Annotated in this window: 28 protein-coding genes; 10 read left to right on the forward strand and 18 right to left on the reverse strand. The window is 63.2% G+C overall.

Translation table 11 applies throughout. The features are described from left to right. Positions 1-44: 44 nt before the first annotated feature. The 4 genes from clpP to BG457_RS20265 all read right to left on the reverse strand — a co-directional run bounded on the left by clpP (position 45) and on the right by BG457_RS20265 (position 2772). Entirely contained in the window at positions 45-668 is a 624-nt protein-coding gene (clpP, locus tag BG457_RS10590) for an ATP-dependent Clp endopeptidase proteolytic subunit ClpP (RefSeq protein ID WP_071797132.1), read from the reverse strand. Positions 669-794: 126 nt separating this feature from the next. Then, positions 795-1334: an RSP_2648 family PIN domain-containing protein gene (locus BG457_RS10595; RefSeq protein WP_071797133.1), complete on the reverse strand. Its 540-nt coding sequence runs from the start codon at positions 1332-1334 to the stop codon at positions 795-797. Further along, positions 1331-2524, reverse strand: coding sequence for an RSP_2647 family RNA methyltransferase (locus tag BG457_RS10600; protein WP_071797134.1), 1194 nt, complete (start codon positions 2522-2524; stop codon positions 1331-1333). The genes BG457_RS10595 and BG457_RS10600 overlap by 4 nt, the downstream gene beginning before the upstream one ends. Before the next feature lie 83 nt (positions 2525-2607). Then, on the reverse strand, positions 2608-2772 hold the full coding sequence (locus BG457_RS20265; protein WP_175546777.1) for an RSP_7527 family protein: 165 nt from the start codon (positions 2770-2772) through the stop codon (positions 2608-2610). 192 nt (positions 2773-2964) lie between these two features. Here BG457_RS20265 and edd point away from each other — a divergent pair, with 192 nt between their 5' ends. Beyond that, positions 2965-4770, forward strand: a complete 1806-nt coding sequence (edd, locus tag BG457_RS10605; protein WP_071797177.1) for a phosphogluconate dehydratase — start codon at positions 2965-2967, stop codon at positions 4768-4770. Between the two features lie 34 nt (positions 4771-4804). On the opposite strand, the gene BG457_RS10610 is transcribed toward edd, so the two are convergent. From BG457_RS10610 to BG457_RS10645, 8 genes are all read right to left on the reverse strand, one after another. After that, positions 4805-5497, reverse strand: a complete 693-nt coding sequence (locus BG457_RS10610; RefSeq protein ID WP_071797135.1) for a M48 family metallopeptidase — start codon at positions 5495-5497, stop codon at positions 4805-4807. 41 nt (positions 5498-5538) lie between these two features. Beyond that, positions 5539-6279: a ZIP family metal transporter gene (locus tag BG457_RS10615; RefSeq protein WP_071797136.1), complete on the reverse strand. Its 741-nt coding sequence runs from the start codon at positions 6277-6279 to the stop codon at positions 5539-5541. A 61-nt stretch (positions 6280-6340) separates the two neighbouring features. Continuing rightward, entirely contained in the window at positions 6341-7066 is a 726-nt protein-coding gene (locus BG457_RS10620; RefSeq protein ID WP_084657592.1) for an SDR family oxidoreductase, read from the reverse strand. 63 nt (positions 7067-7129) lie between these two features. Then, complete coding sequence (locus BG457_RS10625) at positions 7130-8320, reverse strand: UbiH/UbiF family hydroxylase (protein WP_071797179.1); 1191 nt, start codon at positions 8318-8320, stop codon at positions 7130-7132. A 171-nt stretch (positions 8321-8491) separates the two neighbouring features. After that, entirely contained in the window at positions 8492-8704 is a 213-nt protein-coding gene (locus BG457_RS10630; RefSeq protein WP_139257681.1) for a hypothetical protein, read from the reverse strand. Positions 8705-8806: 102 nt separating this feature from the next. Next, complete coding sequence (locus tag BG457_RS10635; RefSeq protein ID WP_071797138.1) at positions 8807-10198, reverse strand: helix-turn-helix domain-containing protein; 1392 nt, start codon at positions 10196-10198, stop codon at positions 8807-8809. 59 nt (positions 10199-10257) lie between these two features. Further along, positions 10258-11469 carry a multidrug effflux MFS transporter gene (locus tag BG457_RS10640; RefSeq protein WP_071797180.1) on the reverse strand — a complete coding sequence of 404 codons (1212 nt, stop codon included), beginning with the start codon at positions 11467-11469 and terminating at the stop codon, positions 10258-10260. Next, on the reverse strand, positions 11466-11816 hold the full coding sequence (locus BG457_RS10645; RefSeq protein WP_071797139.1) for a DMT family protein: 351 nt from the start codon (positions 11814-11816) through the stop codon (positions 11466-11468). Before BG457_RS10645 ends, BG457_RS10640 begins: the two co-directional genes overlap by 4 nt. Positions 11817-12013: 197 nt before the next feature. Between BG457_RS10645 and BG457_RS10650 the strand changes: the two genes are divergently transcribed. The 7 genes from BG457_RS10650 (at position 12014) to BG457_RS10670 (ending at position 17542) form a co-directional block, all read left to right on the forward strand. Then, a complete protein-coding gene (locus BG457_RS10650; protein WP_071797140.1) occupies positions 12014-13546 on the forward strand; it encodes an acyl-CoA carboxylase subunit beta in 1533 nt (510 codons plus the stop codon). Positions 13547-13555: 9 nt separating this feature from the next. After that, positions 13556-13978 (forward strand): DUF6497 family protein, encoded by a 423-nt coding sequence (locus BG457_RS10655; protein ID WP_139257683.1) that lies wholly within the window; start codon positions 13556-13558, stop codon positions 13976-13978. 189 nt (positions 13979-14167) lie between these two features. Then, a complete protein-coding gene (locus tag BG457_RS20270) occupies positions 14168-14311 on the forward strand; it encodes a hypothetical protein (RefSeq protein ID WP_175546778.1) in 144 nt (47 codons plus the stop codon). Between the two features lie 225 nt (positions 14312-14536). Next, positions 14537-14677, forward strand: coding sequence for a hypothetical protein (locus tag BG457_RS20275; protein WP_175546779.1), 141 nt, complete (start codon positions 14537-14539; stop codon positions 14675-14677). Between the two features lie 72 nt (positions 14678-14749). Then, on the forward strand, positions 14750-15130 hold the full coding sequence (locus BG457_RS10660; RefSeq protein ID WP_071797142.1) for a hypothetical protein: 381 nt from the start codon (positions 14750-14752) through the stop codon (positions 15128-15130). A 37-nt stretch (positions 15131-15167) separates the two neighbouring features. Continuing rightward, positions 15168-17165 carry an acetyl-CoA carboxylase biotin carboxylase subunit gene (locus tag BG457_RS10665; RefSeq protein ID WP_071797143.1) on the forward strand — a complete coding sequence of 666 codons (1998 nt, stop codon included), beginning with the start codon at positions 15168-15170 and terminating at the stop codon, positions 17163-17165. Next, entirely contained in the window at positions 17162-17542 is a 381-nt protein-coding gene (locus BG457_RS10670) for a hypothetical protein (RefSeq protein WP_071797144.1), read from the forward strand. Before BG457_RS10665 ends, BG457_RS10670 begins: the two co-directional genes overlap by 4 nt. 112 nt (positions 17543-17654) lie before the next feature. On the opposite strand, the gene BG457_RS10675 is transcribed toward BG457_RS10670, so the two are convergent. Further along, on the reverse strand, positions 17655-18152 hold the full coding sequence (locus BG457_RS10675) for a DUF4174 domain-containing protein (RefSeq protein ID WP_071797145.1): 498 nt from the start codon (positions 18150-18152) through the stop codon (positions 17655-17657). Positions 18153-18248: 96 nt separating this feature from the next. On the opposite strand from BG457_RS10675, the gene scpA reads away from it, so the two are divergent. Continuing rightward, a complete protein-coding gene (gene scpA / locus BG457_RS10680) occupies positions 18249-20387 on the forward strand; it encodes a methylmalonyl-CoA mutase (protein WP_071797146.1) in 2139 nt (712 codons plus the stop codon). Between the two features lie 51 nt (positions 20388-20438). On the opposite strand, the gene BG457_RS10685 is transcribed toward scpA, so the two are convergent. From BG457_RS10685 to BG457_RS10700, 4 genes are all read right to left on the reverse strand, one after another. Beyond that, complete coding sequence (locus tag BG457_RS10685) at positions 20439-20837, reverse strand: DoxX family protein (RefSeq protein ID WP_071797147.1); 399 nt, start codon at positions 20835-20837, stop codon at positions 20439-20441. 101 nt (positions 20838-20938) lie between these two features. Next, entirely contained in the window at positions 20939-21403 is a 465-nt protein-coding gene (locus BG457_RS10690) for a DNA polymerase III subunit chi (protein ID WP_071797148.1), read from the reverse strand. Positions 21404-21407: 4 nt separating this feature from the next. Next, positions 21408-22871: a leucyl aminopeptidase gene (locus BG457_RS10695; RefSeq protein ID WP_071797149.1), complete on the reverse strand. Its 1464-nt coding sequence runs from the start codon at positions 22869-22871 to the stop codon at positions 21408-21410. Positions 22872-22944: 73 nt separating this feature from the next. Continuing rightward, complete coding sequence (locus BG457_RS10700; protein WP_071797150.1) at positions 22945-23721, reverse strand: MipA/OmpV family protein; 777 nt, start codon at positions 23719-23721, stop codon at positions 22945-22947. Between the two features lie 150 nt (positions 23722-23871). On the opposite strand from BG457_RS10700, the gene BG457_RS10705 reads away from it, so the two are divergent. Beyond that, positions 23872-24459: a (d)CMP kinase gene (locus BG457_RS10705; RefSeq protein ID WP_071797151.1), complete on the forward strand. Its 588-nt coding sequence runs from the start codon at positions 23872-23874 to the stop codon at positions 24457-24459. A 3-nt stretch (positions 24460-24462) separates the two neighbouring features. Here the strand turns inward: BG457_RS10705 and gpt are convergent, their stop codons facing one another. Continuing rightward, positions 24463-24966, reverse strand: a complete 504-nt coding sequence (gene gpt / locus BG457_RS10710; RefSeq protein ID WP_071797152.1) for a xanthine phosphoribosyltransferase — start codon at positions 24964-24966, stop codon at positions 24463-24465. Positions 24967-24974: the final 8 nt, after the last annotated feature.

A 24974-nucleotide genomic window follows, 5' to 3' on the forward strand; every position in this document is an offset into this window, starting at 1 on the left:
GCGCCGCCCACCTGATTTCCCGCCCTTGCCCGGATCACGTTTTATCATGCGCTGCCGGAATCCGCGCGTGAGGTCACGATCTCATCGATCAAACCCCAATCCTTCGCCATTTCCGCCGTCATGAAATTGTCGCGCTCCAGTGCATCCTCGACCTTTTTCAGGGTCTGGCCGGTATGTTTGACATAGATCTTGTTCAGACGCTCTTTCAGTTCCAGAATCTCGCGCGCATGGATCGAGATATCGGTGGCCTGACCCTGAAACCCGCCCGAAGGCTGGTGCACCATGATCCGCGAATTGGGCAGCGAGAAGCGCATGCCTTTCTCGCCGGCACAGAGCAGAAGCGAGCCCATCGAGGCCGCCTGACCCACAACCAGCGTCGAGACCTTGGGCTTGATATATTGCATCGTGTCATAGATCGACAGGCCCGAGGTGACGACGCCGCCGGGCGAGTTGATATACATCGAGATGTCTTTCGACGGATTTTCGGCTTCCAGATGCAGAAGCTGGGCCACGATCAGGCTGGCCATGCCGTCATGCACCGGGCCGGTGACGAAGATGATGCGCTCTTTCAGCAGGCGCGAGAAGATATCATAGGCCCGCTCGCCACGGCTGGTCTGTTCGACGACCATGGGAACAAGGTTCATGTAGGTTTCAATCGGATCGCGCATCTGCCTGCCTTTGTGACTGTGACCGCTCGGGTCGCGTGGTGATATCGGAACTCTGTTGACAGAATCTTAGTGCTGCGCTTTCCCAGCCGCAAGGGGAGGCGGGGATTTTGTGGTTCTGCGTCGCGCTCATCCCAAGGCCTTGCCCAGTCTGGGCAATCTTGCCCGTTTGAGGAGGGCGCGCAATGGCTGCTCGCGCCCCGAGAGGGATTCGGTTCTGGCATGCACCGAGCGGATCACAGATTCGACGGCGGCGCTGTCCATGAGCCAGCGTTCCATCAGGAAATCATCGGGGCTTTGCGCCTGCACGCCTTCGGGGGCCAATGCGCGGTTCGGAAAATCGCGCAGATTCAACGTGATGATCAGCGCAGCGCCCCCGGCAATGGCGGTGGCCAGCACATGCGCATCGGCCGGATCGGGCAGCCAGAGGCGTTTTTCCAGATCCGGGTTGGCGAGGATTTCGGCCTCGGGCCATGCCGCGCGCAGGGTCGCGATTTCGCCCGAGGCGATGGCCGCGCCCTCTGGCCCCAGCCGGGCAGCGGCGCGCTGCCATTCGCCAAGGATGCGGGCCGACCAGAGCGGCCCGTAGACGCCCTGAGCGGCAGTGCCGATCAGGATTTCGCGCAAGACGTTGGGATAGAGCACACAGGCGTCAAGAACGGCCTTCATGCCTCCAGCCGGAAGAACACGGCCTTGAGATAGCCGCTTTCGGCCAGTTGCGGCAATTGCGGATGGTCGGGACCGGCAAAGCCGGTATGGATCAGCTGCCCGCGCCGCCCGGCACGCCCGATCCCGCGTGCGCTCGCGTTGCGGAAGCTTGTCAGATCCGCCGCATGCGAACAGGAACAGAGCCCCAGATAGCCCCCCGGCGCGACAAGGGGGGCCGCAAGTTTCGCCACCCGTTCATAGGCGCGCAGACCGGCGGTCAGGGCGTCCTTGTTGGGGGCGAAGGCGGGCGGATCGCAGACCACCAGATCAAATTGCGCGCCCTCATTGGCAAGGGCCTCCATGACCGCGAAAGCGTCGCCCTGCCGGGTGGTGAAGCGCGCGGCGCTGCCAGAGGCTTCTGCGCCTTGTTCCGCCAGTGCAAGGGCCGGGGCGGAACTGTCGACGGCCAGCGCGGCGTCCGCACCAGCGGCCAATGCAGCAAGGGAAAACCCGCCGACATGGCTGAACACATCGAGCACGCGCGCCCCTTTCGCCAGCGCTGCGGCAAAGGCATGGTTGGGGCGCTGGTCGAAGAACAGACCGGTTTTCTGCCCGCCTAAGAGATCGGCCATATAGGTCGCGCCATTCATCGGCACCGGCACCGGCCCGTCAAGCGTGCCAAGGTGGAGCGCGGTTTCCTCGGGCAGACCTTCGAGCACACGCGCGCGGCCAGAGCCGTTCTTGACGATGGTGGAAACACCGGTGACAGCGCGAAGCGCCTCGGCCAGCATGTCAAAATGCGTCTCGGCCCAAGCCGCATTGGGCTGGATCACGGCGGCATCGCCGAAGCGGTCGATCACGACGCCGGGCAGGCCATCGGCCTCGGCATGGATCAGGCGGTAGAAGGGGGCATCGAACAGCCGGTCGCGATGGGCGGCCGCATGGCGCAACCGGTCGGTCAGCCAATGCACATCGATCACCGCATCGGGGTTGCGGTCGAGCATCCGGGCGATGATCTTGGAATTTGGATTGACCGTTGCCACGCCCATCGGACGGCGCTCGGCATCTTCCAGCCGCGCGAATGTGCCCGGGGCCAGCGCGCGGGTGCGCCGGTCGGTCACCAGTTCATTGGCAAAGACCCAGGGAAAGCCGTGGCGGATGGCGCGGGCTTCGGCTTTGGGCATCAGGCGGATGATGGGCAGGTCGGGCATGGGGGCGGTCCTTTGTCGTCTCGCCCCCGTGCCATAGGGCAGAGCCGGAGCTTTGGAAAGCCCCGGTCCCTGCCAGATCAGGATCAGGCCGTGGCCTTGCCTGCGGTCGCATGCTGGAGGGCTGCGACGATTTTCGCTTTCAGGCTGGCGAAAGCGGCGGCGATGAACTCGGCGCGCAACCGGCGGGCCTCGGCTTCGATTTGCAGGGCGTCAAGGATGACGGGGCGGGTGGTTTTGGGATCAAACATGGCTCTCATGCCTCGGGTTTTCATTACGCGGCTCAGATAGTCGCCGCAGTGCAGCATTGCGAGAGGCAAATGCGGAACCCCGCCATGCGCCGGTTGCATGGCTTGGCAGGGCGAACTGGGAATTGAATTGTTAGCGCTAACTGCCTATATGTCCCTAAACCGATTCCCGCATGCCGGATGATGGAGACCCCGATGCCCCTCAATCCCCGCCTAGAAGCTGTCACCGACCGGATCAAGACCCGCTCGCACAAGCGCCGTTCCACCTATCTCGACCGGATGCAGGCGGCGGTGGACGCAGGACCGGCGCGGGCGCATCTTGCCTGCGGCAATCAGGCCCATGCCTATGCCGCGATGGGGGGCGACAAGGACGCGCTTGCCGCAGGGCGGGCGCCCAATCTCGGCATCGTGACGGCCTATAATGACATGCTCTCGGCGCATCAGCCGTTCGAGACCTATCCCGAGATCATCCGCCGCGCCGCGCGCGCGGCAGGGGGCACGGCGCAGGTGGCGGGCGGTGTGCCTGCCATGTGCGACGGGGTGACACAGGGCCAGCCGGGGATGGAGCTGTCGCTGTTTTCGCGCGATGTGATCGCGCTCTCGGCGGGGGTCGCGATGTCGCATAACTGTTTCGATGCGGCGGTCTGGCTTGGGGTCTGCGACAAGATCGTGCCGGGGCTGATCATGGCGGCGGCGAGTTTCGGGCATGTGCCCGCGGTGTTTGTGCCCGCAGGGCCGATGACCAGCGGCTTGCCCAATGACGAGAAAGCCAAGGTGCGCCAGAAATTCGCCCAGGGCGAGATCGGGCGCGAGGAACTGATGGCCGCCGAAATGGCCAGCTATCACGGCCCCGGCACCTGCACTTTCTACGGCACCGCGAATACCAATCAGATGCTGATGGAATTCATGGGGTTGCACATGCCGGGGGCTGCTTTCGTCAATCCCGGCACGCCCCTGCGCGAGGCGCTGACCGTGGCCGCGACCGAACGCGCGCTGGCGATCACGGCGCAGGGCAATGATTTCCGGCCCGCCGGACAAGTGCTGGATGAGCGCGCTTTCGTCAACGGGATCGTCGGGCTGATGGCCACGGGCGGCTCGACCAATCTGGTGCTGCATCTGCCCGCCATGGCGCGCGCCGCCGGGATCGAACTGACGCTGGAGGATTTCGCTGATATCTCGGAACTGGTGCCGCTGATGGCCAAGGTCTATCCCAATGGTCTGGCCGATGTGAACCATTTCCATGCCGCCGGTGGTCTGGGCTATATGATCGGCGAGTTGCTGGATGCGGGGCTTCTGCATGAGGATGCCTGCACTGTCGCGGGCGACGGTCTGAGGCGCTATGCGCAGGAACCCAAGCTGAAAGACGGGGTACTGGTCTGGGAAGATGGCGCGGGCGAGAGCCTGAATGACCGTATTCTGCGGCCTGCGGGGGATCCGTTCCAGTCCACCGGGGGCTTGCGGCAATTGGCGGGCAATCTGGGGCAGGGGGTGATCAAGACCTCGGCGGTGGACCCTTCGCGCCATGTGATCGAGGCCCGCGCGCGGGTGTTCCACGATCAGGCGAGCGTCAAGGCTGCGTTTCAGGCCGGGGAATTTACCGAAGATACGATTGTGGTGGTGCGCTTTCAGGGGCCGGCGGCCAATGGGATGCCTGAACTGCATTCGCTGACGCCGATCCTGGCGGTGTTGCAGGATCGCGGGCTGAAAATGGCGCTGGTGACGGACGGGCGGATGTCGGGGGCATCGGGCAAGGTGCCTGCAGCGATCCATGTGGCCCCGGAAGCCGCGAAAGGCGGGCCGCTGGCAAAACTGCGCGACGGGGATCTGGTCCGGCTCGATGCGGTCGTGGGACGGCTGGATGTGCTGGAAGAGGGGTTTGAGGCGCGCGAAGCCGTGACCGCCGATCTGAGCGCGAATGAATTCGGGATCGGGCGCGAGCTTTTCGCGGCGTTCCGCGCGAGCGTGGGGGATTCGACCGAAGGCGCTGCGGTCGTGGTCTGAGGTAAGGTGCGTGCTACAGCACGCACCCTACGCTTCACCCGTCCGGCGCGCGTTTCCAGCGCGCCTCATTCTCCTCGATGGCGCGGATGCGCTCTTCGCTCTTGGGGTGGCTCAGCATCCATGCGGGCGCCCCGCCGCCCATGCCCACCAGCCCTTCGAGCTTGCGAAAGAGCGATTTCTGCGGCTCCAGCCCGATCCCGGCCTTGACCAAGAGGGCCGACGCATAGGCATCAGCCTCGTATTCATCATCGCGCGACAGCCGCGCCATCAGAAGCGTGGTCAACAGATTCGCCACGATGACCCCCAGCCCCGGCAGGAAGCGGTTGAACACTGTGGCCAGCGCCATGCGGATCGCATTCGTGCCGGAAAAATCGATCATCCGCTTGCGGGTATGGCCAAGCGCCACATGGCCCAGTTCATGCGCAATGACACTGGCCATTTCTTCGGCAGACACCTCGCCCGCGCGATATTTGTTGTAAAAGCCGCGCGTGATGAAGATACGCCCGTCGGGGGCGGCCAGCCCGTTCACCGGATCGATCTCGTAGATATGCACCATCACCCGGTCGATCCCGATGGCCTGCGCCATGCGTTCGGTCAGGGCTTTCAGCCTGGCATCGGCCAGCGGCGTCGAGCGCTCATCCAGCTCGCGCGAGGTGCGCCAGGCCGAGAAGAGATACATGATCAGCCCATAGCCGAGGATCAGAAGGATCGGGAGCAGTTTGGTCATGGTTCAGATATGGGGCAGGGGCCGGGGCGGGGCAAGTGGGATCAGCCCAGAACCAGCGTCAGCGCCATCATCAGCGTGAAGGCGAGTGTCACGATCACCCCCAGCAGGGAATGATCGACCTCTGCCCCGGCCTCTGGCAGAAGTTCCGAGAAGATCATCCACAGCATTGCCCCTGCGGCCAGTCCCAGCCCCACGGGCAGGACCGGGGCGAACCACAGCACGAAGAGAAAGGCAGGCACCGCCAGCAGCGGTTGCGGCAGCGAGGACAGGATCGCCCACCAGCCCGCCTTGGCGACCGAGGCGCCGCGCGGGACCATGATCAGCGCAATGGCGAGCCCCTCGGGCACATTATGCAGCGCAATCGCCACAGTGATGAAATTGCCCAGATCGCTGCCGCCGCCATAGGCGACGCCCACACCCACGCCTTCGGCCGCCGAATGCGCGGTCATCACCCCCATGATCAGCAGGATCTTCAGCGCATCCGCGCCCCTGGTGTCGGCAATGCTGATATCCGAGCGGCCATTGAGCCATCTATGCGCCAGCCAGATGCCGCCCAGCCCGAGGAGCAGGCCAAGAAGGGTGCGCGGTTGCGAAATCTCGAACCCTTCGAGCACAAGCTGGAAGGTGGCGGCCAGCATCAGCCCTGCAGCGACAGCATTGCCGATCGCCAGCGCGCGGGGGGTCACGTTGCGCATAGCGAGCAGTGGCAAGGCCCCAAGACCCGTGGCGAGGGCGGTGATGGCGGCGGCAATGAAAACCAAAAGGACGGTCGGATCAGACATGAGGCACCAAATTAGAATGGTTCTAAATTAAGTGTCTGCAGCCATCTGTCAACCCTTTCCCTCAGCCGCGCCCGACAAAGCGCATATCGGTCGCCATGATGGTCGTGAACAGGACATTCGCCTCCGGTGGCAGGGCCGCCATCTGGGCGACCATCCGCGCCACATGGGCCACATCCATCAGCGGTTCCGCATCCCCTTTCGCGGCGGTCGGCATATTGGCCAGCAATTCGGTCGCGGCATTGCCGATATCGACCTGTCCGACCGCGATCCTATGACCGCGCCCCTCCAGGGCTGCGGCTTTGGTCAGGCCGGTGATGGCGTGTTTCGTGGCCGTATAGGCGGCAGAATTGGGCCGGGGCACCTGCGCGGAAATCGAGCCATTATTGATGATCCGCCCGCCTTTGGGCGACTGCGCCTTCATGGCGCGAAACGCCGATTGCAGGCAGTAGAACATGCCGCTGAGATTCACATCGACCACCTCGCGCCAGATGGCGGGGGGCATGTCCTCAAGCGGCAGGGCCGGCGGGAAGATACCGGCATTGTTGAACAGCAGATCCACCCGGCCCCACTTTTCCGTGACGGCGCGGAACAAGTTGTCCACCGCTTGCGGCTCGGTCACATCGGTCGGCACCACCAGCGCCGCCCCCGGCGCTTTGGCTGCGGTCTCGCGCAGCGGATCAGGGCGACGCCCGGCAAGGGCCACGGCCCAGCCTTGTGCTGCAAGCTCCAGCGCGACAGCGCGGCCAATCCCGCTGCCTGCCCCGGTGATGATGGCGGTTTTCTGCATCTTCCCCTCCGCAGTCCGGTTCGGTGCGAGACTGCGCCGACCCGCCCGAAAGGGCAAGCCTGCTCAGCGCACGCCAATGCCCATCTGCATCAGGGCACGGCGCATGGGGGCGGCGGAATACATCGCGTCGAGGAGCTTCGCGCGCGCGTCGCGCAGTGGCTGGGCATGAATCATCGAAGCCCGGTTGAGTATCCCCACACCCGCCACACGCAGCGCCACATCCGGGTAGCGGCGGCGCTGATAGGCGGCGAGCATCGGCCGGGTGCCCAGTGTTTCAGGCGTAGCCAGATCCATCAGCGCGGTCAGATCGGCCAGCGACATGTTCAGCCCCTGCGCACCGATGGGGGGCACGACATGCGCAGCCTCGGCCATCAGGGCGGTGCGTTCGCCATAGAAACACTCGGCGATCTGGCTGATGATCGGCCAGATGGTCAGGCGCGAGGCCAGCGTCAGGGGGCCGAACAGCCCGCAGGAGCGGGTGTTCATCTCGGCCTCGAACTCCGGCACGGGCAGGGCGCTCAGGCGCGCAACCTCTGGCCCGGTCTCCATCCAGACAATCGCGGAACAGGGCTGACCATCGCGGTCGGGCAGGGGAACAAAGGTGAAAGGGCCGCCCGAGCGGTGGATCTCGGTCGAGACATTCTCATGCGGGACGGGATGCGTGACCGCGAAAGCGAGCGCCTTCTGACCGAAACGCGTGGTGCGCACGCCGATGCCCAGCGCCTGCCGCATGGGCGAATTGCGCCCGTCCGCAGCGATCAGAAGCTTTGCCTCGACGCTGGTGCCATCAGAGAGGCCGATCAGGGCGGCACTTTCGCGCGTGGTCAGGCGGGTCGTGGCGATGCCGGGGCGGAAGGTGACTTGGGGCAGTTCGGCAAGCCGCGCCGCGATCTCGCGCTTCAGCAGCCAGTTGGGCAGGTTCCAGCCAAAGGGCTGGTCAGAGATATCGGCGGCATTGAAATCATGGCTGACGCGCGGTTCGGCCGCTTCGCCGCCCGCATCGACAATGCGCATCACCTGCAGGGGCATGGCATGGGCGCTGAAGCGTTCCCACAGCCCTGCCTGTTCCAGTACCCTGACCGATGGGTGCAGAAAGGCCGTGCTGCGCAGGTCAGAGCCGGGGTCGCCCTCGGCGATGACCGGGGGCGCCGGATCCACGCAAAGCGTGCGATAGCCCGCGCTGCCAAAAGCGGCGGCAGCGGTCATGCCTGCGATGCCGCCGCCGGAAATCACGATATCGAATTGCGCGCGCATGGCTTGCCCCCGGTAATGCCTGCCGCAGATCATAGCGCGGCAGGCACGGGGCGCAATGCGGCAAGCTGGCCAAAGCGTTTCGACTTTTCGTTGAATCGCCGAGACGCTTTGGCTTCGTGTTCTGTCGCAATTTCGAAGCGAAAAAGTCTATCAACTTTTTCTGAAATTGCTTTAGCCTTTGACGATCAGCAAAAGCACGATCAGCATGCCGATGGCGGCGGGCACCATCACGCTTACCAGACCGGCAAGGCCCCAGACCTTGGCAGAGATTACCAGAATGTTCAGAAAGACCATGATTGCGGCCCAGATCGGCCAGGGTTCATCAGCCTCGCGCCAGTTGCGGCGGGTTTGCGGGGCGGTGCTGGTGTCGAATGTCGCGGTCATGGGCTGTCCTGTCATAAACATGCGCCCTGTATCTAGAATATAAAATGCCGCAGTGCAGCATGGCAAAATGTCGCGCGGCAGATGCGCGCAGATATATCGCTGTCATTCGATCCGGTAGGGCAGCAATTCGCGCCGGTCGTGATCGATGCGCAGCCGCCGTTCCAGCGGCGGGACCGAACGCTGGTGGCAATTGTCGCGCTCGCAGATGCGGCAGGAAATCCCGATCGGATCGAAAGCGGCGGTGCGGCTGATATCCATGCCATCGGCATAGACCAGACGGCTGGCGTGATCGACCTCGCAGCCCAGACAGATCGCATAGCGCCGGACAGGCGCATGAAATGCCCCGCCGCCCTTGGTCACGGCCAGCGCGAGGCAGAAATAGCGCATCCCGTCCGGGGTCTCGGCCAGCTGGCGCAGGAAGCGGCCCGGCGTCTCGAAAGCCTGATGTACATTCCACAGCGGACAAGCCCCGCCGAAGCGCGCAAATTGCAACCGCGTGGCCGAATGGCGTTTGGTGATTGTACCCGCGTGATCGATGCGCACGAAGAAGAATGGCACGCCCTTGGCGCCGGGGCGTTGCAGCGTCGACAGACGATGCGCCACCTGCTCAATGGAGGCGCCGAACTGATCGGCCAATGTCTCCAGATCATGCCGCGTGGCGATGGCCGCATCCTGAAAGCGGCGATAGGGCATGAGTGCTGCGCCCGCGAAGTAATTGGCAAGGCCGATCTTGGCGATGGCGCGCGCCTCGTCGGACTGGAAACGGGCCAGATCCAGCGTGGCCTCCAGCAGATCGGCCTGTGTGATCAGCGCGACCTGATGCAGCACCTGAAAGGTTTGCGTGGCGCGCGTGGCCTTGGCCGAGATTTCCAGCACACCGCTCTCCAGATCCAGCTGGCGCAGGCTGCTTGTATTGGTCAGGCGCAGCGTGATCTTGCGCCGCGCCAGCGCCTCGCTTGCAAGCTGCATAGGGTCGCGCCCGCTGGCGGCGAAATGTTCGGCAGCGCGGTCCACGGCGTCGATGTAATTGTCGCAATAATGGAAGAAATCGCGCACTTCCTCCCAGGGCGACAGACGCAGGGTGGTGTCCTCGCGCCCCAGCGCCTCATCGAGCGAGGCAAGCTGTTCCTGTGCCTGCCGGTAAGCGCGGTGCAGGTCGAGAAAGGCGCGGGCAAATCCGGGTGCATTGGCGCCCACCAGCCGCAGATCGGGCAGGGCGGGGGTCGTCTTGGCGAAAAGCGGATCGGCAAAGGCTTCGCGCAGATCCGAGACCAGCCTCTCGCTATCCCCGGCTGACAACTCGGTCACATCCATTCCGAATTCGCGCGCGAGCGCCAGAACCACCGCCGTCGAAAGCGGGCGGTTATTATTCTCCATCTGGTTGAGATAGGGCAGCGACACGCCCAGCCGCGCGGCGAAATCCTTTTGCGTCAGGGCCAGATGGCTGCGCGTTTCGCGCAGCTTGGCACCGGCATAGAGCTTTTGCGGCGGCATTTCACCTCGGATGGGTTAGCAGGCTTTGCCGATGGAGTTTGCAAAGTCCTGCGGATCCGTCAAGCGGAAATCTGCGTCTCGCGCCGGATCACATAGAGAAGCGGCAGAAAGCCCAGCCCGGTGGTCGTGACCATGACCCAGATCAGCGGGGCCGCGCCCGACTCTGGCGTCAGCACCGCACCCGCCAGCGCCGACAGTCCTGCGCCGCCGCCGATCATGATCGCGCCGCCGATGCCGCTCGCGGTCCCCGCCAGATGCGGACGCACTGACATCATGCCCGATGTGGCCGAGGGCAGGAGCATCCCGTTGCCCAAGCCCACTGTCACGAAGAGGCCGAAGAACAGGATCGGGCTCAGGGGGATGATCAGCGATAACAGCAGCAAAGACAGCATGCCGCCGAAGGCGACAGTGCAGCCCAACAGGATCATGCGATTGATCCCGATATGGCCCGCATAGCGCCCCGACAGGAAATTCCCCAGCGCATAGCCCACCGCAGGCGCACCAAAGAACACGCCGAGCATGGCAGGCGACATGCCGAAAACCGTTGCCCCCACGAAGGGCGCACCGCCCAGATAGGCAAAGAACGCGCCAGAGGCGAGCGTGGCCGTGCCGCAATAGCCCCAGAAGCGCCGCGCGCGCATCAGTTCGGGCAATTCGCGCAGCACCCCGAACATGCTGGTGCTGCGCGTGAGTTTGGTCTCGCCCATATCGCGCCATGTCAGCGCCAGCACGCCAATCCCGGCCAGCAGCATCAGCCCGAAACTGCCGCGCCAGCCGAAGACCTCATCCAAGAGCCCGCCAATGGCCGGGGCGATCATCGGCACGATGGCCATGCCCATGGTGACATAGCCGATGCGCGAGGCCGATTGCGCCTCGTCCAGCACATCGCGGATCGAGGCCCGGCTGACCACCATGGCGGTCACGACGACAGCCTGCCCCATGCGAAACAGCAAAAACACCGCAGCCGATGTCGCGAGCAAGGTGCCGATCGTGGCAAGGATAAACCCGATCAGCGCCGCGATCATCACCGGCCTGCGCCCATAGCGGTCAGAAATCGCGCCGACAAACAGTTGCAGCACTGCATTGACCAGCAGATATAGCGAGACGGAAAGCTGCATCACCGCATAATCCGTATCGAAATAGGCGGTCATGGTCGGCAGCGAGGGCAGAAAGACATTCATCGCCAGCGCCGCGATGGACGCCTGCGCAACCAGTGTCATCACATGCGGGGCCGTCGTCGGGTCCAGAAAGCGCACGGTCGGGCTGGTCATGCGGCCCCCCATTTGTGAAAGATGAAAAACGCCCCCAGCGCGATGAAGGCAAAGCCCAGCAGGTGGTTCCAGTGCAGCGGTTCCTTCAGATACCAGACCGAAAAGATCGCGAAGATCGACAGCGTCAGCACTTCCTGAATGGTTTTCAGTTCCGCGGCACTGAAATATCCGTGTCCGATCCGGTTGGCGGGCACCTGAAACAGGTATTCGAACAGCGCAATCCCCCATGCGATCAGGATCACGGCCAGCAGTGGTGCGGATTTGAACTTCAGATGCCCATACCAGGCGAAGGTCATGAAGACATTGGAGATGGTCAAAAGCAGGATCGTGGTGACAGGGATGGGCATGAGCGACTCGGGGTTGCGCCGGAAAATTGAACTTGTGCACTAATGCGGAAATAGCCGCGAATGGCAAGTCTGCTATGGTTTGCAAATTTGCGGCGCAATCTGTTGCTGGGTTTGCAAATTTTCTCCATTTTCCTTTCGCCCTCCGGCTGTCCCGCGTATGGTCCGGCGAAATTCGGCTGCGGTGCGGAGGGGCGCGTATGAAAGATATCCTGCAACAACTCGATGACCGGCGCAAAACGGCCCGTATGGGCGGCGGAAAGCGCCGGGTTGCAGCGCAGCATGCGAAGGGCAAGCTCACCGCCCGCGAACGGATTGAATTGCTGCTGGATGAGGGCAGCTTTGAGGAATTCGACATGTTCGTCGCGCATCGCTGCATCGATTTCGGCATGCAGGCCGAGCGCCCGGCGGGCGATGGCGTCGTGACCGGCTGGGGCACGGTAAACGGGCGTCAGGTCTATGTCTTTGCGCAGGATTTCACGGTCATGGGCGGGTCTGTGTCCGAAACCCATGGCAAGAAGATCTGCAAGATCATGGATATGGCGCTGCAGAACGGGGCGCCGGTCATCGGGCTGAACGATTCGGGCGGGGCGCGCATTCAGGAAGGTGTGGCCTCGCTTGCCGCCTATGGCGATGTGTTTGACCGCAATATCCGCGCCTCGGGCGTGATCCCGCAGATCAGTGTCATCATGGGGCCCTGCGCGGGCGGCGCGGTCTACAGCCCGGCCATGACCGATTTCATCTTCATGGTGAAGGATTCGTCCTACATGTTCGTGACCGGTCCCGATGTGGTGAAGACCGTGACCAATGAGGTTGTGACCGCCGAGGAATTGGGCGGCGCCACGACGCATACGCGCAAATCCTCGGTCGCGGACGGGGCTTTCGAGAATGATGTCGAGGCGATGATCGAAATACGTCGCCTGATCGATTTCCTGCCGCTCAACAATCGCGAGAAACCGCCGGTGCGGCCCTTCTTCGACGATCCTGCGCGGATCGAGCCGAGCCTCGACACGCTGATCCCCGACAATCCGAACACGCCCTATGATATGAAGGAACTGATCCTGAAACTGGCGGATGAGGGTGACTTCTACGAGATTCAGGCCGATTACGCGAAGAATATCATCACCGGCTTTATCCGCCTTGAAGGTCGTACCGTGGGCGTGGTGGCCAACCAGCCGATGGTTCTGGCTGGCTGTCTGGATATCGACAGCTCGCGCAAAGCCGCGCGTTTCGTGCGCTTCTGCGATGCGTTCGAGATCCCGATCCTGACGCTTGTCGATGTGCCGGGCTTCCTGCCCGGTGTCGGGCAGGAATATGCGGGCGTGATCAAGCATGGCGCGAAACTGCTCTATGCTTACGGCGAGGCCACAGTGCCGAAAGTGACCCTGATCACCCGCAAGGCCTATGGCGGGGCCTATGTGGTGATGGCCTCGAAACATATGGGGGCGGATTTCAACTATGCCTGGCCCACGGCGGAAATTGCGGTGATGGGGTCGAAGGGGGCGGTCGAGATCCTCTATCGCTCGGAACTGAATGATGCGGAGAAGACCGCCGCGCGGATCAATGAATATGAAGAGCGCTTCGCCAATCCGTTTGTGGCCGCCGAGAAAGGCTTTATTGACGAGGTGATCATGCCGCAATCGACCCGCAAGCGTGTTGCCCGCGCATTCGCGGCGCTGCGCAACAAGGCGTTGCAAACGCCCTGGAAGAAACACGACAATATCCCGCTGTAAGGAATGGCCATGCGCGCCACTGCCCTGATCATTGCAACCGGTCTTGCCGCAATCGTGCCCGCGATGGCCTCGGCGGAGTTGCTGCTGCCTTCGGGCGAAGAGGCGCAACGGCTGCCAGTTGTCTGGGACGAGGGCGAGTCGGTGATTCGCCTGCGCTTCATCGTGGAGCGTCTGCGCGAGCCGCAAAGCCTGTATGCCGGTGATCCGCAAAGGGTGCTCGATGACATGCACTGGCTATGTGAAACTCAGCTTGCCGGGCTTTTCGAGGCGGATATGGACCCGCGCGATGATGGCTGGACCGGAGTCGTCGTGACCCTGATGGACCGGGAAGTTGATTTCGGCACTGTCGACACCGAGTCCTTCCAGCTTTTTGAATGGTTCGTCATTGGAATGGACGGATGCGAACTTGACCTTGGAGACCATTATGAGTGACCAGCGCCGCCCCGGCCAAGATGATGCAAGCGCGCCACAAGCCAGTGGCATGATAAGTTTTTCATGGTCAGGATTCTGCAAAGCCGATATGATGCGCGAGTATGCGTCCGTTCTGGCGCATATATGTGAAAAACAAAGGGCGCGTGAAAACAAAACAACGCGCTCAGGCAATACGAGCAGGAGAATATTATGGCGAAACTCGCTCTTGTGTCTGCGTTCCTGGTGTCGCTCATCCCGGCTACCTGCGCGCGGAAGGCTCCCGAGCCGACCTTCGAGCCGATCAGCGCACCGATCTATGTCGAGCCCGCATCGACCAAAGGCAAATACCGCTGATCTGATTTCGGGGCAGGGCCTTTGCTCTGTCCCGACCTCCGGAAAACCTGGCGCGCGAGATGCGCGGGCGGGCTTTTCGCTATCCCTTGAAAATTTCCTGTGGCCAGCCAGCACGGCTTCCGCTAGCCTTCGGGGCAGGCGCCGTGATCATCACGGCGCTTCGGCACGTTTCTGGCAGACCTTGTTTGTCAGCGCTGAGTTCGACCCCGTGAACAGGAGGTTTCTATGTCCAAGATCACCATCATGCTGGCCATCGGTGCAACCCTCGCGCTTTCGGCCTGTGCCCGCAAGGCCCCCGCACCCGAGCCCGTCATGGCCCAGCCGATCATGGTCGAGCCTGTCGCTGGCAAAGGCAAATATCGCTGAGATATATGCAGGCCCGGTTTTCCGGTCTGACGCAGTAATCGCAGCGGTGGCGTCCCGTTCGGAGGGGCGCCCATGCTGAAACATCGTGGGTTTCCGGGCCGTCTGCCCGGCAGTGATTTCCAGTTCACCATCCGTCGCGCCAATCCCAAGGGCGTGACGCCCTTGCAGCCGCGCAAACGCTTTGCGGATCGCAAGCTGATCGACCGGCGCGCGGATGAGGCGTTCCTCGGCGCGCTGATCGCGCATTTCGCCGACGCCCCTTTCGAGCGCGGCAATCTTGATGCTGGCCGCCTGTCCTGGCTTCTGGGGCGCGAGGTGGTGGCGGCATCCGATCCTTTTGATCCTGTCAGCTATGACCAGCTTCTGCGCGTCGACATGCGTGCGGCAGAGGCCAGTTTCCCGCAGCTTTTCGACGGATCGTCCGAATTTGCCTTTGATACTTGGGAAGACTGAGCCCTCAGTCCCCGACCTGCCCTGGAGAGGAGCCAGTATGTTCTCGAAAATCCTGATCGCCAATCGCGGTGAAATCGCCTGCCGCGTGATCAAGACCGCCCGCAAGATGGGGATCAAGACAGTCGCGGTCTATTCGGATGCCGACCGCAACGCGCTGCATGTCAAGATGGCCGATGAGGCGGTCCATATCGGCCCGCCGCCTGCGAACCAGTCCTATATCGTGATCGACAAGATCATGGAGGCCATTCGCCAGACCGGGGCCGAAGCCGTGCATCCGGGCTATGGGTTCCTGTCCGAGAACATGAAATTCGCCGAGGCGCTGGCGAAGGCCGGGGTGGCCTTCATCGGCCCGCCTGCTGGCGCCATCGAGGCGATGGGCGACAAGATCACCTCGAAAAAACTCGCGGCCGAAGCGGGTGTCAGCACCGTTCCCGGCTATATGGGCCTGATCGCCGATGCTGACGAGGCGGTGAAGATCTCGGGCGAGATCGGCTATCCGGTGATGATCAAGGCCAGCGCCGGGGGCGGCGGCAAGGGGATGCGGATCGCCTGGAATGATGACGAGGCGCGCGAGGGTTTCCAGTCGTCCAAGAACGAGGCCGCGAACAGTTTCGGCGATGACCGGATCTTCATCGAGAAGTTCGTGACCCAGCCGCGCCATATCGAGATTCAGGTGCTGGCCGATGCGCATGGCAATTGCGTCTATCTGCATGAGCGCGAATGCTCGATCCAGCGCCGCAACCAGAAGGTCATCGAGGAAGCCCCCTCGCCGTTTCTCGATGAAGCAACCCGCAAGGCGATGGGCGAGCAGGCTTGCGCGCTGGCGCAGGCGGTGGGCTATACTTCGGCGGGTACGGTGGAATTCATCGTCGACGGCGCGCGCAATTTCTACTTCCTGGAGATGAACACCCGGCTACAGGTGGAACACCCTGTGACCGAACTGATCACCGGGGTTGATCTGGTGGAGCAGATGATCCGCGTCGCCGCAGGTGAAAAGCTGCCCTTCGCGCAGTCTGACCTCAAGATCAACGGCTGGGCGATGGAAAGCCGCCTCTATGCCGAAGACCCCTACCGCAATTTCCTGCCTTCGATTGGCCGACTGACGCGCTACCGCCCGCCTGCGGAACTGGCCGAATCCGGCCGCGCTGTGCGCAATGATACCGGCGTCTTCGAGGGCGGCGAGATCAGCATGTATTACGACCCGATGATCGCAAAACTCTGCACATGGGCGCCCACGCGCGGGCAGGCAATCGAGGAAATGCGTCTTGCGCTCGACGAATTCGAGCTGGAGGGCATCGGCCATAACCTGCCGTTTCTCTCGGCGGTGATGGACCATCCGCGCTTCGTCTCGGGCGAGATCACCACGGCCTTCATCGCCGAGGAATATCCCGACGGGTTCGAGGGCGCCACGCTTGCGGATGATCTGATCCACCGCGTCGCCGCCAGTGCCTGCGCGATGAACCGCGTGGCCGAGATCCGGCGCGCGCGGATCTCGGGGCGGATGGACAATCACGAACGTGTCGTGGGCACCGATTGGGTGGTGGTGGTCGCGGGCCAGAGCCTGAATGCCGCGATCAGGGCCGACCGCGAAGGCGCCACCGTCACGCTGGCGGGGCAGGAGTATCGCATCACCTCGGACTGGCAGCCCGGCCAGCCGCTGGCGCGGCTGATGGTGAACGGCACGGCGCTGGTGATGAAAGTCGCCAAACTGCCCGGCGGCTACCGCATGCGGTTGCGCGGGGCCGATCTCAAGGTGCAGGTTTTCGCGCCCCGTCAGGCGGAACTGGCGCAGCTCATGCCCGAGAAACTGCCGCCCGACACTTCGAAACTGCTTCTGTGCCCGATGCCGGGAATGGTCGTCTCGATCGCGGTCGAGGAAGGGCAGGAGGTGTTCGAAGGTCAGGCACTGGCGACGGTTGAGGCGATGAAGATGGAAAACATCCTGCGCGCCGAACGCAAGGGCAAGGTCACGAAGATCAATGCCGCGCCGGGGGCCTCGCTCGCCGTGGATGACGTGATCATGGAGTTCGAATGATGAAACGCACGCCGCTGCGCCTCTTCGCCATTTATTTCCTGTGTTTCTGCGCCGGGCTTGTCCTCGCCTGGGTAATCCTGACCCAGCTGATCGAGGGCGTGCGCGAGGGCTATCCGGTCCTGCTGCTCTTGCCCCCGCTCGGCGGAATGGCGCTGTTCCACGGTCTTTTCCCGATGCTCAGCCGCCTCCGGCTGGGTCTGGAATTCGTCGCTGTGGGGGGCGGGCTGGTCTATGGTCTGGGCGCGCTGATGACGGGCGTGGTCTGGCTCGGTCTGCTTGATCCGGGCACTGCCTTTGTCTTCTGGCTGGCCGGTGTCTTCGGGCCGGGCTGGTGGCTGATGTCAGGCTGGGCAGAGAAGAACGGGTATTACCAATGAGCCCATTTTCTTGCCGCAAATACTCGCGGGGGAACCAGCCCGCCAGGGCTGGTGGGGGCGGCAGCCCCGTGACCGATAAACCTGGCGCCAGCCGCAATCCGGAAATGGCAGGTCAGCGCCCCGAGGGCAGCCGTTCCAGCACTTCCTGCCGCCGGGTCGGAAAACGGTCGATCACCGCCATCAATTCGCGCCCCGACCGTACCGCGGGCCTGCGCGCCTTGACCTCGCCATCCTTGTCGATGATCGCGGTCACGAAGCCGCGCGGGCGCAGCACCTGGCGCAGCGGGCTGCGGTCAGCGGGATGGGCGTCGAAAATCACCACCGCGTCGCGGGCGACAAATTCCATGTCGCGCTCGCGCAGCGCCGCAAGCTGGCGGGTGAATTGCGGATCCTCGGGCGTGTCGGCCATGACCACGATCAGCCGCCGCGTCCAGATGAAATCGCGCACGTCAATTTCGCGGGCGTCAAGGAACAGCAATTCCTCATCCGGGTTCGGAGCGACTTCGATCTCTTCAGCGGCCGTCTCGGGCGCAGCCGGGCTTCCGCCTTCGGTCGCGCCGAGGGCGAGCGGGAAAATCAGAGCGAAAACAAGCGTCCAGACGGGTTTCATACGGCCTCCTGCATGGGCCTTATATAGGCGCGGTTTTCCAGAAAACACCAGAGCGGGCATGCATTCTCCGCGAATTGACGACAGAAAGGACCAGCCATGAGCGATCCCAAATCCCGTTGGGCCGCCCTTGCCGCGAAGGAATTGCGCAGCCGCCCTCTGGACAGCCTGACCTGGAACACACTTGAGGGCATCCCGGTCCAGCCGCTCTATACCGAGGCCGATACCGAAGGTCTGCCGCATCTGGGCAATATCCCCGGCGAGGCCCCCTATACGCGCGGGGTCAAGGCCACGATGTATGCAGGCCGCCCCTGGACGATCCGGCAATATGCGGGTTTCTCCACCGCCGAGGAATCGAATGCCTTTTACCGCAAGGCCTTGGCCGCCGGTCAGCAAGGCGTGTCGGTCGCTTTCGATCTGGCCACCCATCGCGGCTATGACAGCGACCATCCGCGCGTTGTCGGCGATGTGGGCAAGGCCGGTGTGGCGATTGATTCGGTCGAGGATATGAAGATCCTCTTCGACGGGATCCCGCTCGAAAAGGTCTCGGTCTCGATGACGATGAACGGGGCGGTGATCCCGGTTCTGGCGAATTTCATCGTCACCGGCGAGGAGCAGGGGGTGGATCGCAGGCAGCTTTCGGGCACGATTCAGAATGACATTCTGAAGGAATTCATGGTCCGCAACACCTATATTTTCCCGCCCGAGCCCTCGATGCGGATCATTGCGGATATCATCGAATACACCTCCGCCGAGATGCCGAAATTCAACTCGATCTCGATTTCCGGCTATCACATGCAGGAAGCAGGCGCCAATCTGGTGCAGGAGCTGGGTTTCACTCTGGCCGATGGGCGCGAATATGTCCGCACCGCGATTGCGCGCGGGATGGATGTGGATCATTTCGCCGGGCGTTTGTCCTTCTTCTTTGCGATTGGCACCAATTTCTTCATGGAAATCGCCAAGCTCCGCGCCGCGCGGCTGCTGTGGTCGCGGGTGATGGAGGAATTCGCGCCCAAAGACCCCAAATCCAGCATGTTGCGCACGCATTGCCAGACGAGCGGGGTTAGCCTGCAGGAACAAGACCCCTATAACAACGTGATCCGCACTGCCTATGAGGCGATGAGCGCGGTTCTGGGGGGCACACAAAGCCTGCATACCAATGCGCTCGATGAGGCGATTGCGCTGCCGACCGAGTTCAGCGCGCGGATTGCCCGTAACACCCAGCTTGTGTTGCAGGAAGAAACTGGCGTGACACGCGTCGTCGATCCGCTGGCGGGCAGCTACTATATCGAGAAGCTGACCCATGATCTGGCCGAAGCCGCCTGGGCCTTGATGCAAGAGGTCGAGGAGATGGGGGGCATGACCAAGGCTGTCGCCTCTGGCATGCCCAAGCTGCGGATTGAAGAAACCGCAGCAAAGCGCCAGGCGATGATCGACCGGGGCGAGGAAGTGATTGTCGGGGTCAACAAGTATCGCAAGGACAAGGAAGACCCGATCGACATTCTCGATATCGACAACATGAAAGTACGCGATGCCCAGATCGCCCGGCTGGAGAAGATGCGCGCCGCCCGCGATCAGGGGGCCTGCGATGCCGCATTGGCGGAACTGACACGCCGCGCGGCGGAAGGCGGGAACCTTCTCGAAGCCGCAGTCGAAGCCGCCCGCGCGCGGGCCTCAGTCGGAGAGATCAGCATGGCGATGGAGAAAATCTTTGGCCGCCACCGGGCCGAGGTCAAGACATTGGCCGGGGTTTATGGCGCCGCCTATGAGGGTGATGACGGTTTCGCAGCCATTCAGGCCGATGTGGAGCGGTTTGCCGAAGAGGAAGGCCGCCGCCCGCGCATGCTGGTCGTCAAGATGGGGCAGGACGGGCATGACCGCGGCGCGAAAGTGATCGCGACGGCCTTTGCCGATATCGGCTTTGACGTGGATGTGGGACCGCTGTTTCAGACCCCGGCCGAAGCCGCGCAGGATGCGATCGACAATGATGTGCATATCATCGGCATCTCGTCGCAGGCGGCAGGGCACAAGACGCTGGCACCGCAACTGGTGCAGGAACTGAGAGCCGCAGGGGCCGAGGATATTCTGGTGATCTGTGGTGGCGTGATCCCGCAACAGGATTACGAGTTTCTCTATGATGCCGGGGTGAAGGCGATCTTTGGTCCCGGCACGAATATTCCCGAAGCCGCGAAAAAGATCCTCGATCTGGTGCGCGCGGCGCGGGGGATTGCGGGCTGATCCTGCCCGGCAGAGGTGAATAAGGGCGGGGATGACCCCGCCCTTCGCGCATCAGGCGGCAAGCGCGCTGTTGCGCGCGAATTTTGCGTCCAGCGACCACGCGCCAGCGCCCGTGATCCAGAGCACCAGATACCCACCGGCAAGACCAAGGTTTTTCAGAAGCTGGGTCATCTGCATCTGATCGGCCGGGTCGAAATGATAGAGCAGACCCGAGAGCACACAGAAACCGGCCAGCGCCAGCGCCACGAGGCGCGTCTGAAAACCCGCGATCAGGGCAAGGCCGCCAAGAATTTCAAAGAGCACCACCGGCCAGGCCAATGCGGCAGGGATCCCGCCCGAGGCCATATAGGCGCCGAAGCCATCCACATTGCCAAGCTTGCCGAATCCTGCGACGACGAAAAGCAGGCCGAGCAGGATACGCGCGACCAGCAGAAGCGAAGTGTTTGTCATATGAGCTGTCCTTTTGACTAAACTGCATATGACATAGCGGGTGCATGCCAGCGCAGACTATTCCGCACGCGGACACAGCAGCTGTGCAGCGATGCGCGCTCTCATCCGCCGGATTGGGCTTTCTTTTCCCAGCGGCCGCCCTCTTCGGACCAGTATTCCGCCAGAACCCCGGCCGCCGTCATGGCTTTCCAATCGCTGCGCGCGTTCTGGACCGCGGTTTCGTCCTGTCCGTCAAACAGCACCCAGAGCCGTTCCAGCCCCGCCACCTCTTCGGGTGTGATCGGCGCCCGGTCCACGGCCATGACGCCCTGAGGGGCGTTCGGGGCGGTGCTGTCCGTGGTCAGGAGCACCGGCTGGTCGGCATCATGCGGCCCACCAGCCAGACCATGCGGCAGAAACCCGGCCTTGTCATCGGTCCAGAGGGCCATATCCAGCCGTTCCAGAACCGCCCGGTCCCGTCCGCGCAAGGCGACCCGCCACCCCTGATCCAGCGCGCGCAACAGAAGCGTGCGCGCGGTCGCTTCCAGCGTGCTATGGGTCAGGTGATAGAACATGGCCTTGCCCATGGCCTCACGCGTCCTCGAACCGCGCCCGGATCAGCGCGTCAAGCGCCAGCACCCCCCAGCCAGAGGCACCTTTCGGGGCATGGGCGCTATCGGACTTGGTCAGCGCGACACCCGCGATATCAAGATGCATCCAGGGCATGTCCGGCTTGATGAAACATTGCAGGAATTGCGCCGCCGTGATCGACCCGGCAGGCCGCCCACCGGTATTCTTGATATCGGCAATGCGCGACTTGATCAGCGCATCATAGGCCGGGTCCAGCGGCATACGCCATGCGCCTTCGCCAACCTGCGCAGCGGCTTTCAGGAAGGCATCGGCGAGCTGGTCGTCATTGGCGAAAACGCCTGCCTTCTCATGCCCCAGCGCAACAATGATCGCCCCTGTCAGCGTTGCCAGATCAATCACGGCGGCGGGTTTGAACCGCTCCTGCGCATACCAGAGCACATCGGCCAGAACGAGGCGGCCTTCGGCATCGGTATTGATCACCTCGATCATGTCGCCCTTCATGGATTTCACGACATCACCGGGGCGTTGGGCGCGGGCGTCGGGCATGTTCTCGACCAGCCCCACCAGCCCCACGACATGCGCGCGGGCCTTGCGGGTGGCCAGTGCCTGCATCAGCCCGACCGTGACTGCGGCCCCGCCCATATCCATGGTCATCTCTTCCATGCCCGCGCCGGGTTTCAGCGATATGCCGCCCGTGTCGAACATCACGCCCTTGCCGACCACCGCAAGCGGCGCCCCTTCCGCCCCCTGCCACTGCATCACCGCGACCTTTGAGGGGCTGTCCGAGCCTTGCCCGACAGCGAGCAGGGCGCGCATGCCGAGTTCCTCAAGCTGCGCTTCCTCAAGGATCTCAACCTTCAGGCCAAGCGCCTCCATGCCCTTGATCTGATCCGCGAATGTGGTGGTGGTCAGCACATTGGCCGGGGCATTGACCAGATCGCGGGTCAGATGCACGGCACGGGCAAGGGCTGCGGCCTCGGTCACGCTGGCCTCTGCGGCCTCGGGTGATTTGACCATCACCTGATAGGGGCCAAAGCCCGGCTTGGGGTCGGATTTCTGTGCCTCATACTGATAGGCCCGCAGCAGCGCGGCGCGCAGCATCTCGCCCAGCGGCAGCGTATTCGCGCAAATCAGCGCCGCGCTGCGGGTCTGCGCCTTGCCAATGCTCACACCCGCTCGGCGCAGAATCGCGGCATCCGCGCGTCTGGGCATGCGGATGATCTGCACTGCTTCCGCGGCAAGCCCCGCCGGATAGGCAAGGCTCAGCCCGTCGCCGGGCTTCAGCTTGATGAAACTGTCACTGGCCACCGCGCGCGCGAGGGCGCCGCGCATCAGCTTGTCGGCACGCCGGGTCAGCGGCGGCAGGGGCGCCTCGGGATCGGCAAAGACGACCAGCCGCCCCTCATGCGCGGCAATCGCGTCGAGAGAGATCTCGCAGATTTCGGGCAGGGCTGCGTCAGACATGGGAACTCCGATCCTTGGTGTGCCCAAGACCTAGCGCGCGGGCGCGCGCTTGGCCATGCCCGAATCGACCTGCTCAGAAACGCAGGTTGAAATGCCGCGTCAGACCGATTTCGGCGCCGAACTGGTTGCGGCTACCCTGTTGCACGATGGGCGAACGTGCAGCCGCGCCGCGCAACCGGTCATAGCGCAGCGCAGCGGTGATGCCCCAATCGGCATTGAGCGGCTGATAGGCACCGATTTCCAGCCCAACCGAGTGAAAACCGCCAGAGAGCGTGTAGGGGGTGAGCGTGTTGCCCGGATCAGCCGCTTCTGCAGGGGTCACACCAAAATAGGTGCGGTTGAACCGGCTATTGCCGAATTCCGCACGCGGCCCGCCATGCAGGACAAGCCCGCTTGGATCACGCCAGATCAGATTCGCCCCGATTTCCCCGGCAATCGCCTTGTGACCGATCACCCCGTAGCGGATATCCCCGAAAACCTGCCAGAATTCCTGCGTGTAATGCGCGCCAATGCCCAGTTCCACCGAGGTCTTGACGTCCTCCATCCCGGCAAGCTCACTCTCGCCCTTGCGCTTGGGAATGAAACGGAATGCGCCGCGCAGCCCGGCACCGGGCGCGAATTGCGCAGGCCCCTCCGGGTCGCCAAGCTGGGCTGCCCCAAAGCGCAGCCCGGTGAAGCCGAAGGCACCGCTTGGGCCAACACGATACTCGCTGGATCCGAAATATTTCGGCGAGATCTGCGCGCCCCCGGTCAGGGAAAACGACAGCGCATTGTCCTGTGCCTGTGCAGGCAGTGTGACTGCGCCGAGGGCAAGCGCGGTTGCAAGTGTCAGTTTACTGGTACTGATCATCGACTCGTTCCTTGTTCTCACTACACTGCATTTGTAATAAACGGACGCGCATCAAGGTCCAATCATATCAGGGGAAACTGCGAAAATGTGCCAAAATTGCCACCTGATCGCCGCAGGTCTGACAGGCGCCGGGACAGTGGCCGCCGCGCCATGAGATTCTGTGTCGCGATAGACGGCCCCGCAGCCGCCGGCAAGGGCACGATCAGCCGCGCTGTGGCCGCGCATTTCGGGCTGGCGCATCTCGATACCGGCTTGCTCTACCGCGCCGTCGGCATGAAAGGTGGCGATCCCGTCGCCGCGGCCCGGAGCCTGAGCAGCGAAGACCTGGCCCGCCCCGATCTGCGCAGCATGGCCGCAGGCGAGGCCGCGAGCCGCGTCGCGGTGATCCCCGAAGTGCGTGCCGCACTCGTCGCCTTTCAGCGCGAGTTTGCACAGCGTGAGGGCGGCGCGGTTCTTGACGGGCGCGATATCGGCACGGTGATCTGCCCAGAGGCGGATGTGAAACTCTTTGTCACCGCCAGTCCCGAGGTCCGGGCCGGGCGGCGTTTTGCCGAGACCGGCGAGGGCACATTCGCCGAAGTGCTGGAACAGGTGCGCGCCCGAGATGCCCGCGATATGGGCCGTGCAGATGCGCCCCTGCGCCCGGCAGAGGATGCGGTGATCCTTGACACCAGCGATCTGAGCATTGACGCGGCTGTGGCGCGCGCCTGCGATCTGATTGCCGCGCGGCGGGGTTAAGCCTTACCGCCCGCGATAGGGCTCCACATATTGCAGCGCCATGTCCCAGGGGAAGAAAATCCAGGTATCCTGCGACACTTCGGTGATGAAACTGTCCACCATGTTGCGCCCCATGGGCTTGGCATAGACGGTCGCGAAATGCGCCTTGGGGAACATCTTGCGCACCAGTTCCAGCGTCTTGCCGGTATCCACCAGATCGTCGATGATCAGCACACCCTCGCCCTCCGCGCCCATGATCTCGGCCTGCGGGGCTTTCAGCACCTTGGCCTCGGTCTGCTCCTGCCAGTCATAGGATTTCACGCTGATCGTATCGACCACACGGATATCGAGTTCGCGCGCGATGATCATTGCGGGGGCAAGCCCGCCCCGCGTGATCGCCACCACCGCGCGCCACTGCCCGCCATCGGGGCCTTGCTTGTCCAGCCGCCATGCCAGCGCCCTGCTGTCGCGATGGATCTGGTCCCAGCTGATATGAAAGCCTTTTTCATGGGGCAGGCGGTCGGTCATGGTCTTGC

The sequence above is a fragment of the Natronohydrobacter thiooxidans genome (assembly GCF_001884735.1).
Lineage (GTDB): Bacteria > Pseudomonadota > Alphaproteobacteria > Rhodobacterales > Rhodobacteraceae > Roseinatronobacter > Roseinatronobacter thiooxidans_A.

Bases quoted from the DNA above. Each gene is read 5' to 3' on its own strand.
- clpP (WP_071797132.1), bottom strand. From the start codon at position 668: ATGCGCGATCCGATTGAAACCTACATGAACCTTGTTCCCATGGTCGTC.
- BG457_RS10595 (WP_071797133.1), bottom strand. From the start codon at position 1,334: ATGAAGGCCGTTCTTGACGCCTGTGTGCTCTATCCCAACGTCTTGCGC.
- BG457_RS10600 (WP_071797134.1), bottom strand. From the start codon at position 2,524: ATGCCCGACCTGCCCATCATCCGCCTGATGCCCAAAGCCGAAGCCCGC.
- BG457_RS20265 (WP_175546777.1), bottom strand. From the start codon at position 2,772: ATGTTTGATCCCAAAACCACCCGCCCCGTCATCCTTGACGCCCTGCAA.
- edd (WP_071797177.1), top strand. From the start codon at position 2,965: ATGCCCCTCAATCCCCGCCTAGAAGCTGTCACCGACCGGATCAAGACC.
- BG457_RS10610 (WP_071797135.1), bottom strand. From the start codon at position 5,497: ATGACCAAACTGCTCCCGATCCTTCTGATCCTCGGCTATGGGCTGATC.
- BG457_RS10615 (WP_071797136.1), bottom strand. From the start codon at position 6,279: ATGTCTGATCCGACCGTCCTTTTGGTTTTCATTGCCGCCGCCATCACC.
- BG457_RS10620 (WP_084657592.1), bottom strand. From the start codon at position 7,066: ATGCAGAAAACCGCCATCATCACCGGGGCAGGCAGCGGGATTGGCCGC.
- BG457_RS10625 (WP_071797179.1), bottom strand. From the start codon at position 8,320: ATGCGCGCGCAATTCGATATCGTGATTTCCGGCGGCGGCATCGCAGGC.
- BG457_RS10630 (WP_139257681.1), bottom strand. From the start codon at position 8,704: ATGACCGCGACATTCGACACCAGCACCGCCCCGCAAACCCGCCGCAAC.
- BG457_RS10635 (WP_071797138.1), bottom strand. From the start codon at position 10,198: ATGCCGCCGCAAAAGCTCTATGCCGGTGCCAAGCTGCGCGAAACGCGC.
- BG457_RS10640 (WP_071797180.1), bottom strand. From the start codon at position 11,469: ATGACCAGCCCGACCGTGCGCTTTCTGGACCCGACGACGGCCCCGCAT.
- BG457_RS10645 (WP_071797139.1), bottom strand. From the start codon at position 11,816: ATGCCCATCCCTGTCACCACGATCCTGCTTTTGACCATCTCCAATGTC.
- BG457_RS10650 (WP_071797140.1), top strand. From the start codon at position 12,014: ATGAAAGATATCCTGCAACAACTCGATGACCGGCGCAAAACGGCCCGT.
- BG457_RS10655 (WP_139257683.1), top strand. From the start codon at position 13,556: ATGCGCGCCACTGCCCTGATCATTGCAACCGGTCTTGCCGCAATCGTG.
- BG457_RS20270 (WP_175546778.1), top strand. From the start codon at position 14,168: ATGGCGAAACTCGCTCTTGTGTCTGCGTTCCTGGTGTCGCTCATCCCG.
- BG457_RS20275 (WP_175546779.1), top strand. From the start codon at position 14,537: ATGTCCAAGATCACCATCATGCTGGCCATCGGTGCAACCCTCGCGCTT.
- BG457_RS10660 (WP_071797142.1), top strand. From the start codon at position 14,750: ATGCTGAAACATCGTGGGTTTCCGGGCCGTCTGCCCGGCAGTGATTTC.
- BG457_RS10665 (WP_071797143.1), top strand. From the start codon at position 15,168: ATGTTCTCGAAAATCCTGATCGCCAATCGCGGTGAAATCGCCTGCCGC.
- BG457_RS10670 (WP_071797144.1), top strand. From the start codon at position 17,162: ATGATGAAACGCACGCCGCTGCGCCTCTTCGCCATTTATTTCCTGTGT.
- BG457_RS10675 (WP_071797145.1), bottom strand. From the start codon at position 18,152: ATGAAACCCGTCTGGACGCTTGTTTTCGCTCTGATTTTCCCGCTCGCC.
- scpA (WP_071797146.1), top strand. From the start codon at position 18,249: ATGAGCGATCCCAAATCCCGTTGGGCCGCCCTTGCCGCGAAGGAATTG.
- BG457_RS10685 (WP_071797147.1), bottom strand. From the start codon at position 20,837: ATGACAAACACTTCGCTTCTGCTGGTCGCGCGTATCCTGCTCGGCCTG.
- BG457_RS10690 (WP_071797148.1), bottom strand. From the start codon at position 21,403: ATGGGCAAGGCCATGTTCTATCACCTGACCCATAGCACGCTGGAAGCG.
- BG457_RS10695 (WP_071797149.1), bottom strand. From the start codon at position 22,871: ATGTCTGACGCAGCCCTGCCCGAAATCTGCGAGATCTCTCTCGACGCG.
- BG457_RS10700 (WP_071797150.1), bottom strand. From the start codon at position 23,721: ATGATCAGTACCAGTAAACTGACACTTGCAACCGCGCTTGCCCTCGGC.
- BG457_RS10705 (WP_071797151.1), top strand. From the start codon at position 23,872: ATGAGATTCTGTGTCGCGATAGACGGCCCCGCAGCCGCCGGCAAGGGC.
- gpt (WP_071797152.1), bottom strand. From the start codon at position 24,966: ATGACCGACCGCCTGCCCCATGAAAAAGGCTTTCATATCAGCTGGGAC.